Annotated in this window: 10 protein-coding genes and 2 pseudogenes; 9 read left to right on the top strand and 3 right to left on the bottom strand. The window is 65.6% G+C overall.

Going from position 1 to position 16,885, the window contains the following annotated elements; translation table 11 throughout:
- Window positions 1–107 precede the first annotated feature (107 nt).
- Entirely contained in the window at window positions 108–467 is a 360-nt protein-coding gene (locus ACQUS8_RS11310) for a hypothetical protein (RefSeq protein ID WP_435101065.1), read from the bottom strand.
- A gap of 166 nt (window positions 468–633) precedes the next feature.
- Between ACQUS8_RS11310 and ACQUS8_RS11315 the strand changes: the two genes are divergently transcribed.
- Window positions 634–951: an RPA12/RPB9/RPC11 RNA polymerase family protein gene (locus tag ACQUS8_RS11315; RefSeq protein WP_435101067.1), complete on the top strand. Its 318-nt coding sequence runs from the start codon at window positions 634–636 to the stop codon at window positions 949–951.
- Window positions 952–1,211: 260 nt separating this feature from the next.
- Complete coding sequence (locus ACQUS8_RS11320) at window positions 1,212–3,707, top strand: PAS domain S-box protein (protein ID WP_435101069.1); 2,496 nt, start codon at window positions 1,212–1,214, stop codon at window positions 3,705–3,707.
- Window positions 3,708–3,794: 87 nt separating this feature from the next.
- Here ACQUS8_RS11320 and ACQUS8_RS11325 read toward each other — a convergent pair whose 3' ends face one another.
- A complete protein-coding gene (locus ACQUS8_RS11325; protein WP_435101071.1) occupies window positions 3,795–4,940 on the bottom strand; it encodes a PQQ-binding-like beta-propeller repeat protein in 1,146 nt (381 codons plus the stop codon).
- Between the two features lie 122 nt (window positions 4,941–5,062).
- Here ACQUS8_RS11325 and ACQUS8_RS11330 point away from each other — a divergent pair, with 122 nt between their 5' ends.
- The 5 genes and pseudogenes from ACQUS8_RS11330 to ACQUS8_RS11350 all read left to right on the top strand — a co-directional run bounded on the left by ACQUS8_RS11330 (window position 5,063) and on the right by ACQUS8_RS11350 (window position 12,492).
- The gene (locus tag ACQUS8_RS11330) at window positions 5,063–5,206 is read left to right on the top strand and encodes a rubrerythrin-like domain-containing protein (protein ID WP_435101073.1); all 144 of its coding nucleotides are present in this window, start codon (window positions 5,063–5,065) and stop codon (window positions 5,204–5,206) included.
- A gap of 382 nt (window positions 5,207–5,588) precedes the next feature.
- Window positions 5,589–8,363 (top strand): annotated as a pseudogene (locus ACQUS8_RS11335) (PAS domain S-box protein); the annotation flags it as partial.
- A 24-nt stretch (window positions 8,364–8,387) separates the two neighbouring features.
- A pseudogene (locus tag ACQUS8_RS11340) lies at window positions 8,388–9,974 on the top strand (sensor histidine kinase); the annotation flags it as partial.
- Window positions 9,971–10,429, top strand: a complete 459-nt coding sequence (locus ACQUS8_RS11345; RefSeq protein ID WP_435101075.1) for a response regulator — start codon at window positions 9,971–9,973, stop codon at window positions 10,427–10,429. The pseudogene ACQUS8_RS11340 and the gene ACQUS8_RS11345, both read left to right, overlap by 4 nt.
- Window positions 10,426–12,492: a bacterio-opsin activator domain-containing protein gene (locus tag ACQUS8_RS11350; protein ID WP_435101077.1), complete on the top strand. Its 2,067-nt coding sequence runs from the start codon at window positions 10,426–10,428 to the stop codon at window positions 12,490–12,492. Before ACQUS8_RS11345 ends, ACQUS8_RS11350 begins: the two co-directional genes overlap by 4 nt.
- 255 nt (window positions 12,493–12,747) lie before the next feature.
- On the opposite strand, the gene ACQUS8_RS11355 is transcribed toward ACQUS8_RS11350, so the two are convergent.
- Window positions 12,748–13,740, bottom strand: a complete 993-nt coding sequence (locus ACQUS8_RS11355; protein ID WP_435101079.1) for a glycerophosphodiester phosphodiesterase — start codon at window positions 13,738–13,740, stop codon at window positions 12,748–12,750.
- Window positions 13,741–14,162: 422 nt separating this feature from the next.
- On the opposite strand from ACQUS8_RS11355, the gene ACQUS8_RS11360 reads away from it, so the two are divergent.
- Both ACQUS8_RS11360 and ACQUS8_RS11365 read left to right on the top strand, forming a co-directional pair.
- The gene (locus tag ACQUS8_RS11360; RefSeq protein WP_435101785.1) at window positions 14,163–14,798 is read left to right on the top strand and encodes a helix-turn-helix domain-containing protein; all 636 of its coding nucleotides are present in this window, start codon (window positions 14,163–14,165) and stop codon (window positions 14,796–14,798) included.
- Window positions 14,799–14,930: 132 nt separating this feature from the next.
- Window positions 14,931–16,859: an ABC transporter substrate-binding protein gene (locus ACQUS8_RS11365; RefSeq protein ID WP_435101081.1), complete on the top strand. Its 1,929-nt coding sequence runs from the start codon at window positions 14,931–14,933 to the stop codon at window positions 16,857–16,859.
- The last annotated feature ends 26 nt before the right edge of the window (window positions 16,860–16,885 follow it).

A 16,885-nucleotide genomic window follows, 5' to 3' on the forward strand; every position in this document is an offset into this window, starting at 1 on the left:
TGAGAGGAGATTCAGATAACTCCTCCGACTTGAGCGACGATTCAGATACCAGTGGGACTCTCTCAGACACCCATCAACCGTGGACTCCCACAACCAAGACTGGACGCTCAGTCGTCGTGCCGGTACTGCTCGGCGAACAACGCGACCAAGACACCAGTAGTCGGGACGAGTCGGGCGACGACGCCGGAGAGTTCGCCCAGCGGTACGAGCTGGGACACGGCCAGCGTGACGCCGCCGAGTAGCAGCAAACAGCCCGCAACCGAGGACAGGGTGTCTCCCACTTCATAGAGGGAGAACCACGAGACTCCCCAAAGCACGAGGCCCACCGGGATCGCCCACTCGACCACGGGCAGGAGCGGAGGGGAGAGTAAGAGCACTCCACCGACGAGTCCCACACCGAGGAGGAGAGCCACGAGACGGCCGAACGGACTCCCCCACACCGCCTTGGCCACTCGAGTGACACTCATCACTCGTCTTTCACAACGGATGACAATAATACAGATGGTACGGGGGAGAGCAAACGGTCCTCGTCGCCGCTTCGGTGACACAGGACAGTCAGCATGACTAGCTCCCTCAGATCTACGAGGTCAGAAGTTAACGCATATTTCCGTCAGCCGTGTCTTCCTACGTAATATGCAATTCTGCGACAGGTGTGGTTCGATGATGCACACGGAGGGCGACACGTGGGTGTGTCGCTCCTGTGGGAACGAGGAAGCGCGGGACTCGCAAGCGGAAGCGGCAATGTCGGTACAGGATGGACAGCAGGACGACGGGGCACCGGACGTGGCCGACGCGACCCAGGACTCCGCCGAGACGATGCAGGAGCCGTGTCCGGCGGAGGACTGCGACAGCGACCAGGCCTACTACGAGATGATGCCGAAGCCGGGCGGCTCCTACGAGGTACGGTTGTTCACTTGCGTCGAGTGCGGCCACAAGTGGCGCGAGTCCTGACAGTACATCTCGCGCGCCGTCACAGTATACACAGGCGCCTGTGACATCCTGCCCGCCGTTCACGTGGCACCCCATCGAGAGTGCGCTCTCCGTCGGCAGCGTGGAGAGCCGAGGCGACACCACCGCGGAACACACCGGACGCGCGTGAGGTGAGACTTCGACATGCACGGTGCGACGACCACGCGACGCCGCGACCTCGCGTTGTTACCGCTGTGAGCGTAGGGACATATAACGAACAACCGACTGAGTAGTCGACAGACATGGGGAGAAAACGTTGGGTCGCACATCTCGCTGAACGGTCGTGGGTCGGGATTACCCTCCTCGGTTTCCTCTTGCTCGCGATTCCGTTCTACGACGTCTGGGACGGCGTTTCGAGCGTTTCGTGGAGTGTCACGACCACCGCCGTCGAGAACTCGGTATTGCTGCTGCTCGCACTGGCGCTGACTTACGGTGGCTACTGGGTCGGAACCCGGGAGTGGGCGTCGCGCTATAAACTGACTGTCACCCGGTGGAGTCTCGGCGTCGCCGGCGTGATTGCGGCGCTGTACGCGCTCATCATCGGGTCGCAGGTCTGGGTGCTGGGGCGGCTCAAGCCCTGGACGCTCGCCCTCAACGGCGTGCTGTTCGGCGCGGTCGTCGCGTTCGGCGTCGGCGTGTACAACGCCCGACAGGAGCGGATGCGAGCCGACCTCGAGCAGCGCAGAGGGGAGTATCGGACGCTCACCGACGACGTCCTCGACACCTCGGATGTTGCGACGTTCGTCCTCGACGACGAGTTCGACGTCGTCTGGATCAACCGCGCGACGGCCGAGTATTTCGGCCTCGACCGGGAGGCGGTCATCGGGCAGGACAAGCGCAGTCTCGTCGAAACTGAGATTGCGGACCGCTTCGAGGACCCCGAGGCGTTCCGCGAGCGCGTGTTGTCGTCCTACGACGACAACACCGGCGTCGAGGAGTTCGAGTGCCACATCCTCGGGGACGAGGACCGCGACGACCGTTGGCTCGAGCATTGGAGTCGCCCCATTGAGAACGGCCGCTATGCCGGCGGCCGGATCGAGCACTACACGGACATCACGCCGATCAGACGCCGCGAGCGGGAGTTGGAGTATCGTGAGCGCAAACTCAGGGAGCTCTACGACGTGTTCGCCGACCCGTCGCTCACGTTCGACGAGCAAGTGGATGGCCTCATCGCGATTGGGCGCGACCTCTTGGAGGCCGACTACGGTGCGTTCGCCTGCCTCGACTCGGAGAGCGGCGAGCACGAGACCGACGTCGTCCAGTCCGGCGACGGCGACGTCGAGGGGATTCCGCTCGCGCAGGTTTGCTGTGAGGACGCCGTCCGTGAGGCGCGCACGCTCCAGTTCGAGACGCGTCCCTTCGATGGCGAGTCGACGCAGTGTGGCGTCGACGCCGGCTTCGAGACGTACGTGGGCACCCCGGTCTACGAGCACGACAACCTCTACGGGACGCTCTGCTTCCTCGACCGTGAGGAGGGCGCGTCGTTCGATGACTGGCAACTCGCCATGGTCGAACTGATGGGGAATTGGCTCGGCTACGAGCTCAACCGCCAGCACCTCCTCGAAGCCCAGCAGGAGGCGCTGCGTGAGCAGGAGGCGAAACTCGAGGAGTTCGTCGACACGGTCGACAACTACGCGATTTTCACGCTCGACACCGAGGGCCACGTCACGTCGTGGAATCAGGGTGCGGCGGACATCAAGGGCTACACGGAGGCGGAAATCATCGGCGAGGACTTCCGGACGTTCTATCCTGAGTCCTTGCGGGAGGACGGTGTTCCGGACGCCCTTCTCGCCGAGGCGGCGGAGACGGGGCAGGCGAGCCACGAAGGTTGGCGCGTCCGCAAGGACGGGACGAAGTTCTGGGCGGACGTGACGATTGCGGCACGCTACGACGAAGCGGGCGAGCACGTCGGCTACACGAAGGTCGTCGAGGACCTGACCGACCAGCGCGCCCACGAGCGTGAACTCGAACACCAGCGCGAGCGCCTCGAGTTCATGAATCGAATCCTCAGGCACAACATCCTGAACGGCCTGAACCTCGTCGGCGCTCGCACCGAGATTCTCGACCGGCAGTTCGTCGACGACCCGCAGGCCCAGACGCATCTCGACACGATCGACGACCGGGTTGCGGACCTCTCCGCGCTCATCGGGACGATGCGGGCGTTCATGGACGCCATCGTCGCCGACGACGACTACGAACGCTATCCGGTCGCGCTCCGGGCGGCGCTCGACGCGAAGCTCGAGCTCGCCGAGAACAGTTACCCGGGCGCCGTCTTCGAGACGCACGACCTGCCCGATTCGTCGACGGAAGTCGTCGCGGACGACCTCATCGGCGAAATCTTCGAGAACACGCTCTCGAACGCGGTCGTGCACAACGACAAGGCGACACCGCGCGTCGAGGTCTGGGCGTCCGAGACGACCCGTGAGGTCGCCATCAACCCCGAGACCGGCATGCCGAGCACGTCGAGCACTCCCTCGTCCGCTGAGACGGTGCGCGAGGAGCGCGACGCCGTCGTCGTCCACATCGCGGACAACGGCCCGGGCATCCCCGACGAGGAGAGGGAGGCCGTCCTCAAGAAGGGCGTCTCGGAGATCAGCGAACCCGGGAACGGGTTCGGCCTCTATCTCGTCAAGGAGATGATGGAGACCTACGGCGGAACAGTGCAGATTCGGGATAACGACGCCGTCGACGGGGACGAGGGAACGGTCTTCGATCTGGTGTTCCTTCGGGCGGACTAGCCCACGGGGGTAGTCACTCCAATTGTCGTAAGACGAAGAAGCCTCCAGAGAGGGAACGCCGACGTCGATGCACACGGTTGTGCGGCGTTAGTCGCGCTCCGGGAGTGGGCGTCGTGTGAGTGTCCCGTCGCGGGTCACGGTGTAGATGGCGTCGTCGACGACTGGCGCGGTCCGGAGGGCGCCATCGGTGGTGAGCGTCGTCTGCTGGCGGCCGCTCGTGACGTCGACGACGTGAATGTCGCCGTCGAGCGCGGCGAGAAATACGCGCCCGTTCGCGACGACGGGTTTGCCGGGCAGACTCGCGTCGACATCGAACGACCACTGCGTCGTTCCGTCCGCCGCGCTGAACGCCGCGGCAGTGCCGTCGGCCGTCCCGGCGACTACCCGTCCGCCGTCGACGCTCACCGGCGAGAGGCCGCCCGGTCCCGGATGCCGTACCCACTGTTTCTCGCCCGTCGCGGCGTCCAGCGCGTACAGGTATGTGTCCGCAGTATCCACGAACACCGACCCGGTGGCCGTGACGGGCGGTGCACGAGTGTACCACTCGAGGCGGTTCTCCCAGCGGATCGACCGTGTATTCGCGTCGAGCGCCGCGATGATACCGTTTCGGTCGGCGACGATGAGGCGTGATGGGTCGCGGCGCTCGAGCGACACAATCGGATTCGCGACCTCGACACCCCACCGTCGCGTGCCGGTCTCGGGGTCGAGCGCGACGACAGTGGAGCGATCAGCCACGAGCACCACGTCGTCGCCGACGACGGGCGCGGCGGCGACGCGGTTCGCCGTCCGCACCGTCCACTGGTGGTCGCCACTCGCCGCGTCGAACGCACGAACGCCGTCCGCGTAGCCGACGTAGAGGTGTCCGCGCGTATCGTCGTGGACCGGCGTGGTCGTCGTGGCGGCGCTCGTCTCCCGGGTCTGCCAGCGACGCGTTCCGACCCGTCCGACTGCGGCGAGGTGCCCGGTCGTCGTGCCGACGAAGAGTGTGTCTGCAGTCGCCGTCATCGGTGTGACGACCCGTCCCGAGAGCGACTGCGACCACGTCGTGTCGTCACGCCCGATGAGGCTCGTGCATCCGGCGGTGAGTGTGAGTCCGCCTGCACCGACCGCTCGAAGGAGTCGGCGGCGTGGAAGAGACACACATGGGTGTGGCGTTTGCGTGACGGGAGTCGTTTGTGGCCGAGCGGACGACGACTGGTCGTCGACCGAGGAGACTGCGCGTCGTCGAGCCACGAGAATCGCGAGTGATGGGAGCGGTCCGTTCGCGTGTATCCGATACCCGCCAGAAAATATTATTGTGTATATATCCCTAATATGGATAAGGTCTATTAATACTGGGGCCGAAGGAACAGTCGATGTTCGACGTCCCCGACAACACGACCACGGAATCCACCTACGAGTGTATGCGGTGTGGCGAGCTCATCACCGAGGACCACAACCCCGTCACCTGCCCCGAATGCGGTAGCGGTGTGCAGAACCGAGCGATGTCCCTCGAGTGAGATCCACCCCGGCGTAAACTGGGAGTTTTCGTTCCACAGGATCGCGTCGACGGCCGTTCGGAATCGCCACTGTTGCTCAAGTTCGTCTCGTCGCTTCAGTCGCGGGAGCACGTACGACAGAGTCTGTTCCCTGACGAGTCCCGACTGGACGAAGTGACCCAGCTCGCCGGGCGCCCCGATAGTGGAGTGCCGAGGCCGGACCGGCGGACCAGCGCTGTGTGAGTGTAGTGACCGCCGAGCCGGCGGCCACGTCCGTGGTGGGGCATCGTCTTATGTGCCGAGACCCAACTGTGCCGTCATGGGTACTACAGACCCGGTACCGGACGGGATGCGCGGGGCCGTCCGCAGGGTCTTCTCGGAGTCGTCGGTGCCATCGACACCGATGACCGCCGCCGAAGTCGCAGAGAACGTGGACTGCACGGACGCGGTCGCTCGCCGGACGCTCGACGCACTCGCCGAGGACGGCGTCCTCGAAGCGAAAGCGCTCGACGGCGAGTCGCGGGTCTGGTGGCAGGACGCGGCGTCCGGTCGTACCGACCGACGTGACTCGGAGGCACTCACGGCGTTCGTGAGCGCCGTCCAGGACTACGCCATCTTCACGCTCGACCCGGACGGCGTCGTCGTCAGTTGGAACGAGGGTGCCGAACGCATCAAGGGCTACACGGAGGAGGAAATCGTCGGCGAACACTTCTCGACGTTCTACACCGAGGGCGCCCGGGACGCGGGCGTCCCCGCGGAGAACCTGACGGCGGCGCGGACGAACGGCCGCGTCGAGGACGAAGGCCAGCGGGTGCGCGCGGACGGGTCGACCTTCTGGGCGAACGTCACCATCACCGCGATTCGCGACGACGACGGCGAGCTCCGAGGGTTCACGAAGGTGACGCGCGACATGACGGAGCGCCGCGAGTACGAGGAGCGCCTCCGTCGGGAGCGCGACCTCACCGAGCAAATCGTCGACACCGTCCCAATGAGCGTCTGCCTGCTGTCCGAGGACGGCGAGCTGGTTCGCGCGAACCAGCGGATGCTCGACCGACTCGACGTCTCGGCGGATGAGCTCTCCGCGTACAGCATCGATGACTGGGAACTCTACGACTCGGACGGGGAGCTAATCCCCATCGAGGAGTGGCCGTGGTCGCGCGTCGTCGAGTCGGGCGAGCCGGTCTACGACTTCCAGTGTCAGGTCGATCTCCCCGGCGTCGGGCGTCGCTGGCTCTCCATCGATGCCGCCCTGTTCGACGACGAGGCGGACGACCAGAACCGGGTCGTCGCCGCCGTCGACGACATCACCGACAGCGAGAAGCGCAAGCGCGAACTGCGCCGCGAGTACGACCAGACGACGAAACTCCTGCAGACGGCGCCGATCGCGGTGGCGGTCGAGGACGCGAACGGCGAGGCGGTGCTCGCGAACGACCGCGCGCGTGACTACCTCGGTTTGGGCGAGAACGAACGTGTCGACGAGGCGACGTCGACGGACGACTTGGCGCTGTACGACGCGGACGGCAATCCCATCGATAAGTCGGAAACGCCGGCCGCGAAGGTGCGCGCGCACGGCGAGGCGGTGTTCGACGAGGAACTCCGCATCGAGCGACCGGACAGCGACCGGCGGTGGTTCCGCATCAACGCCGCGCCGGTCTATGGCGAGGACGGCGAACTCGAACGCGTCATCTCCGCCGGCGAGGACATCACCGAGCAGAAGGAGCGCGAGCAGCGCCTTGAGCGCCAGAAGAACGAACTCGAGACCGAGCTCCGCGAAGTCTTCGGCCGCGTCTCGGACGCCTTCTTCGGGCTCGATGAGGAGTTCCGCTTCACGCACCTCAACGAGCGGGCGCACGAACTCATCAACCCGACGGACGAGGACCTCATCGGCCGAGACATCTGGGAGGCGTTCCCGGAGGCGACGACGCGGCGCTTCAAGTCGAAGTACGAGCGCGCGATGGCGGAGCAGGAGACGGTCTCCTTCGAGGAGTACTATCCGGCGCCGCTCGACACGTGGTTCGAGGTGCGCGCGTACCCCTCCGAGACCGGGCTCTCGGTCTACTTCCGGGACATCAGCGAGCGCAAGGAGCGCGAGCGCGAACTCGAGGCGTCCGAGCAGCGCTACCGGACGCTCGCGGAGAACTTCCCGAACGGCCTCGTCACGATGTTCGACGAGGACCTCGAGTACACGCTTGCGGCCGGCGGGGTGCTCGATGACCTCCACGTCGAGGCAGCCGATATCGAGGGCGCACACCCCGAAGACGTCTGGCACGACGACGGCGCTACGCGACTCGTGTCGCTCCTCGAGGCGACCATCGAGGGCGAACGGCAGACGGAGGAACTCGCCTACGTCGGGCGGGAGTGGAAGCTGCAGGCTGTCCCGTTGACCGACGAAGACGGGGTGGTGTTCGGCGGGATGACCGTCGCACAGGACATCACCGACCGGAAGGAACGCGAGCGCGAACTCGCGAAGTACAAGACGATCGTCGAGACGGTCAGCGACGCCATGTACGTGACTGACGAGGACGGCCACTACACCACCGTGAACGACGCGTTCACGGAGCTGACGGGCTACGACCGCGCGGACGTCCTCGGCTCGCACGCGTCGAACGTCGTCGACGAGGAGATTCTCGAGCAGGCGAGCGAGGTGCGCGCAGCACTCGCGAACGAGGACGTCTCGGCGCCGACGATGGAGGCGACGATTACGACGGCGGACGGCGAGCGCGTCCCGACGGAAGTAGCGCTCGCGACGCTCCCGATCGAGGGCGCCGAACGCCGGGTCGGCGTTGTCCGCGACATCAGTCAGCGAGTGGAGCGCCGGCGGCAGATCGAGGAGAGCGAGCGCCGCTATCGCACGCTCGTCGAGAACTTCCCCGACGGCGCCGTCGCGATGTTCAACGAGGACCTCGAGTATACGGCAGTCGGTGGTGAACTAGTGGATGCGACCGGCGTCGACCCGGCCGACCGCGTCGGCGAAAGCGTCGTCGACATCTACCCGGAGGACATCGTCGCCGAGGTCAAACCCCATTTCGAGGCCGCACTCGAGGGCGAGGCGCGGAGCTTCGAGGTCGAATACACCGGCCGCCACCTCTACGACCAGACCCTACCGGTCGAAACTGCGGACGGCGAGGTCCTCGGCGGGATGGTCGTCGTGCAGGACGTCACGGAACGCCGCGAGGCCGAGCGCGAACTCCGCGAGAGCGAGGAGCGTTTCCGGCTGCTCGCGGAGAACCTCGAGGAGACGGTGTGGATGACGACGCCGGACACCACGGAGATGCTCTACATCAATCCCGCCTACGAGGACATCTGGGGGCGCGAGCGCGAGGCGATCTACGAGAACTCCCACGTGTTCCTCGACGGCGTTCACCACGAGGACCGCGAGCGCGTCCGCGACGCCTACATGCGCCTCCCCGAGGAGTCCTACGACGAGGTGTTCCGCGTCGTTCAGCCGGACGGCGAGGTCCGCTGGGTGCACGCCCGCGGGGCGCCGGTCACTGACGACGACGGCGCAGTCACCAAAATCGTCGGTATCGCCGAGGACATCACGGACCGCAAGGAGCGCGAGCACGCCCTGGAGCGACGCACCCGCCAGCAGGCGGTCGTCGCGGAACTCGGGCAGCTGGCGCTCGAGACGGACGACCTCGACCAGCTCATGGCGGACGCGGTCCGCGAAGTCGCTGACGTCCTCGATACCGACTACTGCACGGTCCTCGACCTCGATGCGAGCAGACAGGAACTACAGGTGCGCCACGGCGTCGGCTGGGACGACGCCGTCATCGGGAGTGCGAGCGTCGACGCCGGCGAGGGCACACAATCAGGGTACGCGCTGGCCTCCGAGGAGCCGGTCGTCGTGGACGACTTCGGGACGGAGACGCGCTTCGACGCCGCGGAGTTGCTCACGTCACACGACATCGAGAGCGGCGTCAGCACGGTCATCGGGTCGGTCGACAACCCGTGGGGCATTCTCGGCACGCACGACACCGACCGGACGTCGTTCAGTGTTGAGGACGTCAACTTCGTGCAGAGCGTCGCGAACATCCTCACGGACGCCATCGAGCGCAACCGCTACAACGAGGAGTTGGAGCGGCTCGTCGCCGACCTCGAGGAATCGAACGAGCGCCTCGAGCAGTTCGCGTACGCGGCCTCACACGACCTCCAAGAGCCGCTGCGGATGGTCTCCAGCTATCTCTCGCTCATCGAGCGACGCTACGAGGACGCACTCGACGAGGACGGCGAGGAGTTCCTCGCGTACGCCGTCGACGGTGCCGACCGGATGCGCGAGATGATCGACGCGCTCCTCAAGTATTCGCGCGTCGAGACGCGCGGCGACCCGTTCGAGCGCGTGGATTTGGACGACGTCCTCACGGGCGTACACGCCGACCTCCAGATGAAGATCGAGGAGACGGACGCCGACGTCACCGTCGAGGAACTCCCCGAGGTGTCGGGCGACCCCGACCAGCTCCGGCAGGTGTTCCAGAACCTCCTCGACAACGCGCTCACGTACAGCGGGGAGGAGCCACCCGAAGTCCACGTCTCGGCCGAGCGGGTCGGTGACGAATGGCAGATCGCCGTCGCGGACGACGGCATCGGCATCGACCCGGAGCAGGAAGATCGCGTCTTCGAGGTGTTCCAACGCCTCCACACCCAATCGGAGTATTCGGGAACGGGAATCGGGTTGGCGCTCTGCCGGCGCATCGTCGAACGCCACGACGGCCGTCTCTGGGTGGACTCCGAACCGGGTGAGGGTGCAACTTTTACCGTCGCACTGCCAACGGTAGGAAACGACCGATGATAGAACATCAGGACGGGGAGCCCGTCGAGATTCTGCTCGTGGAGGACAACCCCGGCGACGTGCGCCTCACCGAGGAAGCGTTCGCGGAGGCGCGCATCAACAACGACCTCCACGTCACCCGTGACGGGCAGTCCGCACTCGACTACCTCCATCAGCGCGGCGAGTACGCGGACGTGGACCGACCCGACCTCGTCCTGCTGGACTTGAACCTCCCGCGCGTGAGCGGGATGGACGTCCTCGAGGAGGTCAAGTCCGATGACGCACTCTGCCGGATTCCGGTCGTCATCCTGACGAGCTCGGAAGCCGAGGAGGACATCGTCGAGAGCTACGAGAACCACTCGAACGCCTACCTGACGAAACCCATCGACCCGGCGGCGTTCATCGAGATGATCCAGTCGTTCGAGGACTTCTGGCTCACCCTCGTGAAACTCCCACCAGAGCCGAACGGCACATGACCGACACCGACACACCGCGGCTGCTGTTGATCGAGGACAACCCCGGTGACGCGCGCTACATCGAGGAGTTGCTCGACGAGGCGAGGGCGTTCTCCGAGCGCTCGATCGGTCCGCGCGCCGACCGGCCCAGCACCGACGGCGGCGGCGTCAACGCTCAGCAGCCGTCCGAACCCGACGGCGCGCCGTTCGTCCACGAGACGCGTCTCGAGGCGGGACTCGACCGACTGGCCGCGGAGACGCTCGACGTCGTCCTACTGGACTTGAACCTCCCGGACAGCGACGGTCTCGAGACGCTGCAGCGCGTCGTCGAGCACGCACCGCGCATCCCGGTCGTGGTCCTCACCGGGCTGCGTGACCGCGAAATCGGAATCGAGGCGCTCCGACAGGGTGCCGAAGAGTACCTCGTGAAGGACGACCTCTCCCCGGACCTCCTCATCCGCTCGGTCTATCACGCGATCGAGCGAAAGGCACACGAACGCGAGCAGAAACGCTACGAGACACTCATCGAGGAGGCAGCTGACGCGAACACCATCGTCTCCCCGGACGGGACGATCAAGTACGCCACCCCGTCAGTCAGACGCATCCTCGGCTACGACCCCGACGAGCTCGTCCACCGCGACGTCTTCTCGCTCGTCCATCCCGACGACGAGGAGACGCTCCGGGACGCGTTCGAGACGTTCACCGACGGTCGATCGACGGCCGAGTTCCGCCTCGAGCACGCGGACGGCTCGTGGGTCGTTCTGGACGCCCGCGCACGCGACCTGCAAGACGACCCCGCGATCGGCGGAATCGTCGTCTACACGCACGACGTCACCGAGCGGCGGGAGCGCGAACGCCGCCTCAAACAGCAGCGACAGCGACTCGCCGCGATCAACCAACTGAACGGCGTCGTCCACAGCGTCACCGGCGCCGTCGTCGACCGCTCGACCCGCACGGAGATCGAGCAGACGGCCTGCAACCAGCTCGCGGCCTCTGACTCCTACGAGTTCGCGTGGATCGGCACGGCCGACCCTCGCTCACAGACGCTGACCGTCAACGCACAGGCGAACCTCGACGGGTGCGACGACCTCCTCCCACCAACCGACGCGGACGAGAGCCGCGACCGGCCGGCGAATCGCGCACTCAAGACTGGCGAGGTCGTGACCGTGCAGGACGTCACGACCGACGCCGAGTACGGCCTCCAGGAAGCGGGCGCGAACCACGGCTTCGAAGCGCTCGCCGCGATCCCGATCGTCCACGAGGACACCGTCTACGGCGTCCTCACCGTCTATTCGGCGCGCACTGGTGCGTTCTGGCGTGAAGAACGGAACGTCGTCGCGCACCTCGGCGAGATCATCGGCCACGCCATCGCCGCCGCCGAACGGAAGCGCGCACTGATGAGCGACACGCTGGTCGAACTCGGGTTCCACGTCGAGGACGCCATCACCGCACCCGATGGAACCGGCCTCTCGGACCCGGTCGAACTCGAGCGAGTGATCCCGGTCGGCGACGACACGTTCCTCATCTACGGCGAGACGTCGGCGGCGTCCGTCGAGACCATCCGGTCGCTGACGGAGTTAGTCGAAGCGTGGGAGAGCGTCTCCGTCGTCAGCGAGCAACTCGACGGCGTGCGTTTCGAACTCCGGCTGTCGAGCGTCCCCATCATGTCCGAGGTGGCGTCGCTCGGCGGCTCCATCGATGACGCCCGTATCGAGGGCCGCGACATCCAGATGACCGTCCACCTCCCGGAAGAAGTCGAAGTCAGACAGGTCATCGAGACGATCGACGACAGATACGATACCGCCGAACTGATCGCACGGCGACGCATCGACACCACCGACGACACGTCCGAACGCCTGCAGCGCGTCTGGGCGGACGACCTGACCGACCGGCAGCGCACCGTCATCGAGGCGGCATACGCCGCGGGATACTTCAAGTGGCCGCGCGAATCGAGCGGCGAAGACGTCGCGGACTCCCTCGGCATCGCGGCACCGACGTTCTCCCAGCACCTCCGCGCAGCCGAGGACAAAGTCTTCGGCCGCATCTTCGACGACGACCCGTCCTCGGACGAAGAAGCGACCTAGGGACCGACTGCACCCGCGGGTCGACAAGCGACACTGCAGTCGCGGTGTATCTCGTTTAACCAACACAGCCGCCTTCTCCCCGGAAACGCAGACTATGTGATTGTCGGTCGGACGTAGAGCCGAGTGACCACGCGTATCTACGGCCTACAGGCCCTGTATTGCGCCTGCTCCGCGTATAATTTGTCTCCCTGCGTGATCATACGCCCTACTACGCGCTCTGAGCATCAGACTGCTAGTGGCTATTGATAGCGAGCGTCAGTGCTCTCGGCCGAGAACGCCCGGGTAGTCCGAGATGACGCCGTCGACACCCGCTTCGACTAGCTGTTCGGCCTGGTACCAGTTGTCGACTGTGTACGGGATGACCTTCCGACCCTCGCTGTGGGCGACTTCGACCAGGTCGATGTCGGCCCAGTCACTCCCGTCAAGGTAGTACTCGTCTCGGAAGAACGGAGTCCCCTTGATCATGTTGTACGGTGGTTGCACGTACTCACAGTCGAGTTCTCGCGCGGTCTCGAGTCCGTCCTCGATCGAGTCCCAGAGGAGGTACGCGATGGGGACACTCGGGTCTGCCTCTCGTACCGTCGCGAGTGCAGCCTTCGAGAACGACTGGACGACGAACTCGTTGTTGGACGCAGCGAGGACGTCCAGTGCCCGTTCGGTGAACGGCCGCCACGTTTCCTTTCGTGCCTCGAAGTCGTCGGGCATCTCCGGGCGACCGGCAGCCTTCCACTCGACGTTGAGCGGGACGTTGGCCGGGACGGCGTCGACGACCTCCTCGAGTCGAGGGACCGTCTCGCCACTCCCGAGGACTTCGGCGTCGAAGACGACGTCCGCATCAGCCTCCCACACGTACTTGTTCGGCGCGTCGGTCGGGCCCCGCTGTCCACCGTCGCGGTCGGCGAGCTTGTCGTCGTGGAAGACCGCGAGTTCGAAGTCCTCACCCTTCCACGGCTGACCGCCCGCAGGGACGATGTCGCACTCGACCATGTCGCAGCCACGGACGGCCGCGTTGGCGTTCGCGCCGCCGGCGACGGCGTTCTCGAACGCGGCGACGGTGTTCTCGGGATAGACACCTTTGAACCCGCGATGGGCGGCCAAGATCGGCGACTCGTCGGTCTCCTCCGGTCGGTCGGCGGCGTCGGTGTCGTCGCTCGCGGCCGACGCGGTCCCACCGACCAACGACGTGAGCGCCGTGACTGCAGTCCCTTTGAGAACCGTACGACGGTGCGGGCTAGTGATCGGAGCCATCGTGCTCCAAGAAGCTGTTCGGTGGCAAATACGTTGATATGAGCTGTACGTACCGGTATATTCCCCACGGCATGGGTCTCGATATCGGCGTCGCCGTCGGTCTCTGAGTTACGAGCCATCACTGGAGCGGACGCTTCGAAGGGCACAGCATGCTCGTTCTCTCGGTCGCAGCGGTCCTCGATCGCGTCCGTGCCGGAATTCAACGTTCCAGATTAGCGTGGAATATCCCGCCCGTTACCGACAGTGGATCGAGGAGGGATTGTCGGATTCACGCCCGTCCGAAGGACGGGATTCTCTCTTCGCAGAAAGATAGGCAAAACCAGCAACTGTTTCAGCGCGTTTCCCATTGCAGCGCACGGAGGTAATCGGATATCCTTACAGTCGAGTTCGAGACGGAGCCGACGGGCGTCCTCGCCGCGCTACTGTCGCGAATCGGCGAGGGTGGGAGCATCGACGTCGACAACGCGTTCTACGTCGAGGACGGGGAGTGGCTGGAGTCGTTCACTATCGCGACGACCGAGGACGTCGACATCGAGGCCTGTTTGGAGGATATTTCGGGCGTGTCGGTGTTCTACACGCAGTCGATTCCGTCCGGGTCGTCCGGTCGCCGCTTGACGCGTGCCGTTGTCTTCGTGAACGAACCGTACCCCTACATCTTGGAGGTCGCACTCCGTCGCCACGCCATCCCGAACCGACTGGTCGTGCAGGACGGGACGGTGTCGGTCATCGTGACGGTACGGGAGTGGGAGGACTTTCGTGAGTTAGCCGACGACGTCGAGGCGAAGTTCGGGACGTTCGACCTGGTGCGGGTGTCCGAGACGGAGCGTCCGGGCGAACCGCTCGACAGCGGCCGGCTGACCGACGTCCTCGTCTCGAAGTTGAGTGAGGACCAGATCGACGTATTGGAGACGGCGTACTCGATGGGGTATTTCTCGGTGCCGCGGGAGGCGTCGGCGCAGGACGTCGCGGACGCCCTCGGGATTCAGCAGTCGACGTTCAGTGAGCGTATCCGGACGGCCGAACACACCTTCCTCGAACTCGTCTTCTCGGCGCGCTGAGACGTCGGTCGCCATCTGGGTTCGACGCCCGCCGCTGGCGCGTGCAGACTCCACCCCGACTTAAAGAGCGATAGTGTTCAGCGGGCTTCGGCGGAATGTCTACCGGAACACACCCCTACTATGAGGAGTGTAATGAGCAATAATGAGGGAAGTGCTGGGCCGGGTGACGGCTCCGGGACGTCCCGGCGACGGTACCTGCAGACCGTCGCCGGCCTCGGCGTCGCAGGGGCAACCGGGCTCGCCGGCTGCGCCGGATCGGGTACACAACCCGCCAGCCTCGACCCGGTCGTCCCAGGTGGGACGCCCGCGACGGTCGAAACGCAGTACTGGCACGACTGGCCGACTATCGACGCCGACTCGCCGCCGATGGAGTACACGGCGAAAGCCGGCGCCGTCCTCGACCCGGTGACCATCGAGTTCTCCACCGAGGACGACCCGTGGATGCGCGAGCACGCGTTCCTGGTTCAGCGCTCGCTGCGCGACCTCGGCGTGCGGACGTCGCTCGACAACCGACCGCTAAACCAGCTCTACGCCCAGAGCTGGACGACGACGGGCCTCGAGAACATGATCTCGATGAGCACGCACGGGCCCGACCCGCAGCGCGGCCTCGATCCGAACCCGCTGTTGATGCGTCGGCACAAGGCGAACCCGTCGAACTACGACAACTACTGGCATCCGCAGCTTAACGACCTGCTCGAGCGCCAGCGACGGCTTACCGGCGATCGCGAGAAACGTGAGGAGCTGGTCGCGAAAGCGCAGGAGATTTTCGCCGAGGACGTCGGCGGCCTCATCACACTCTTCCCGGACGTCATCACCGCCGTGAACGAGCGCAAGTGGAACGGGTACGTGATGACGCCCGGCAACGGCCCGACTGGCGACTCCTTCCAGTGGACGGAGGTGAACCTCCAGCCGCAGACGGGCGAACGCGCGTACGTGAAGGGGACGTCCATTTCGATGAACTCGCTCAACCTCCCGTGGGCCGCCGGCGGCGCGGAGGCCAAACGCCTCCTCTACCTCTACGACGGCCTCTTCGACGCCTCGCCGAACCTCGAGGCCGTCCCGGCGCTCGCGACGAGCGCGGAGTTCGTCGACGACACCACCGTCGAGATGTCGCTCCGCGAGGGTGTCACCTGGCATGACGGCGAGCCGTTCACCGCCGAGGACGTGAAGTTCTCCGTCGATTACTACAAGCAGTATTCGGCGGTGAGCCAGGCGCCGTTCTACGAGCCCATCGAGTCCGTCGAAGTGCTTGGTGACCACGACGTCCGCTTCACGCTCTCGCGACCGGACGCCTCCTTCCTCACCCAGCGCGTTGTGCGGAGCGTCATCATTCCGAAACACCGCTGGAAAGACGTCGACAGCCCCACCCAGCACAGTCCGTCGCCGCCGGTCGGCACTGGGCCGTTCGAGTTCGAGAGCTGGTCGCAGAGCAGCAAGTTCGTCGTCAGCCGCAACGACGACCACTGGATGTGGGACGACGACTGGCGCGCCGAGCACCTTGGCGACGCCGCTGCGCGCGGCCCCGGCATCGAGCGCGTCATCTGGGTGAACGTCGGGAACATCAACGCGCTCATCGGCGGCCTGCAGAATCAGAAGATCGACGCCGCTGCCGGCCGTCTCTCGAACGCGCAAGCCGAGCGCGTCGCCGACCACAACGCCCTTGAGAAGAAGGTCGCGAACAACTTCGCGCCGCTCGACACGAAGCTCATGTTCTCCGCGCCGCTGATTCGGGACAAGGAGTTCCGGGTCGCGCTCGCGAAGGCCGTCGACAAACAGAGGTTCGTCGAGCAAGTCCTGCAGGGGCGCGCGACCGTGCCGCCCGGGGAGAACTTCATCTCCGAACTCACGTCGTGGCATAACGGCGATAGCTACGACTACACCTACGACGTCGAGGAGGCGCGCACCATCCTCGCGGAGGCGGGCTACACGTGGGACGACGCCGGCAACCTCCGCTTCCCGAACGGGGAGGCGTGGGCGGCGTTCGTCGAGCGCGTCCAGAACGGGAACTGTCACAAGCGCCGTACCGAACTCGACCAACCGAACTTTGCGAACAGCCAATGACGCACGCACACACGACCGACCGTACC

This window comes from Halarchaeum sp. P4, assembly GCF_051195175.1.
In the GTDB taxonomy this organism is placed as follows: Archaea; Halobacteriota; Halobacteria; order Halobacteriales; family Halobacteriaceae; genus Halarchaeum.

Coding starts and splice junctions, on each gene's coding strand:
- ACQUS8_RS11350 (WP_435101077.1), top strand. CDS start 10,426: ATGACCGACACCGACACACCGCGGCTGCTGTTGATCGAGGACAACCCC.
- ACQUS8_RS11320 (WP_435101069.1), top strand. CDS start 1,212: ATGGGGAGAAAACGTTGGGTCGCACATCTCGCTGAACGGTCGTGGGTC.
- ACQUS8_RS11355 (WP_435101079.1), bottom strand. CDS start 13,740: ATGGCTCCGATCACTAGCCCGCACCGTCGTACGGTTCTCAAAGGGACT.
- ACQUS8_RS11365 (WP_435101081.1), top strand. CDS start 14,931: ATGAGCAATAATGAGGGAAGTGCTGGGCCGGGTGACGGCTCCGGGACG.
- ACQUS8_RS11315 (WP_435101067.1), top strand. CDS start 634: ATGCAATTCTGCGACAGGTGTGGTTCGATGATGCACACGGAGGGCGAC.
- ACQUS8_RS11345 (WP_435101075.1), top strand. CDS start 9,971: ATGATAGAACATCAGGACGGGGAGCCCGTCGAGATTCTGCTCGTGGAG.
- ACQUS8_RS11330 (WP_435101073.1), top strand. CDS start 5,063: ATGTTCGACGTCCCCGACAACACGACCACGGAATCCACCTACGAGTGT.
- ACQUS8_RS11310 (WP_435101065.1), bottom strand. CDS start 467: ATGAGTGTCACTCGAGTGGCCAAGGCGGTGTGGGGGAGTCCGTTCGGC.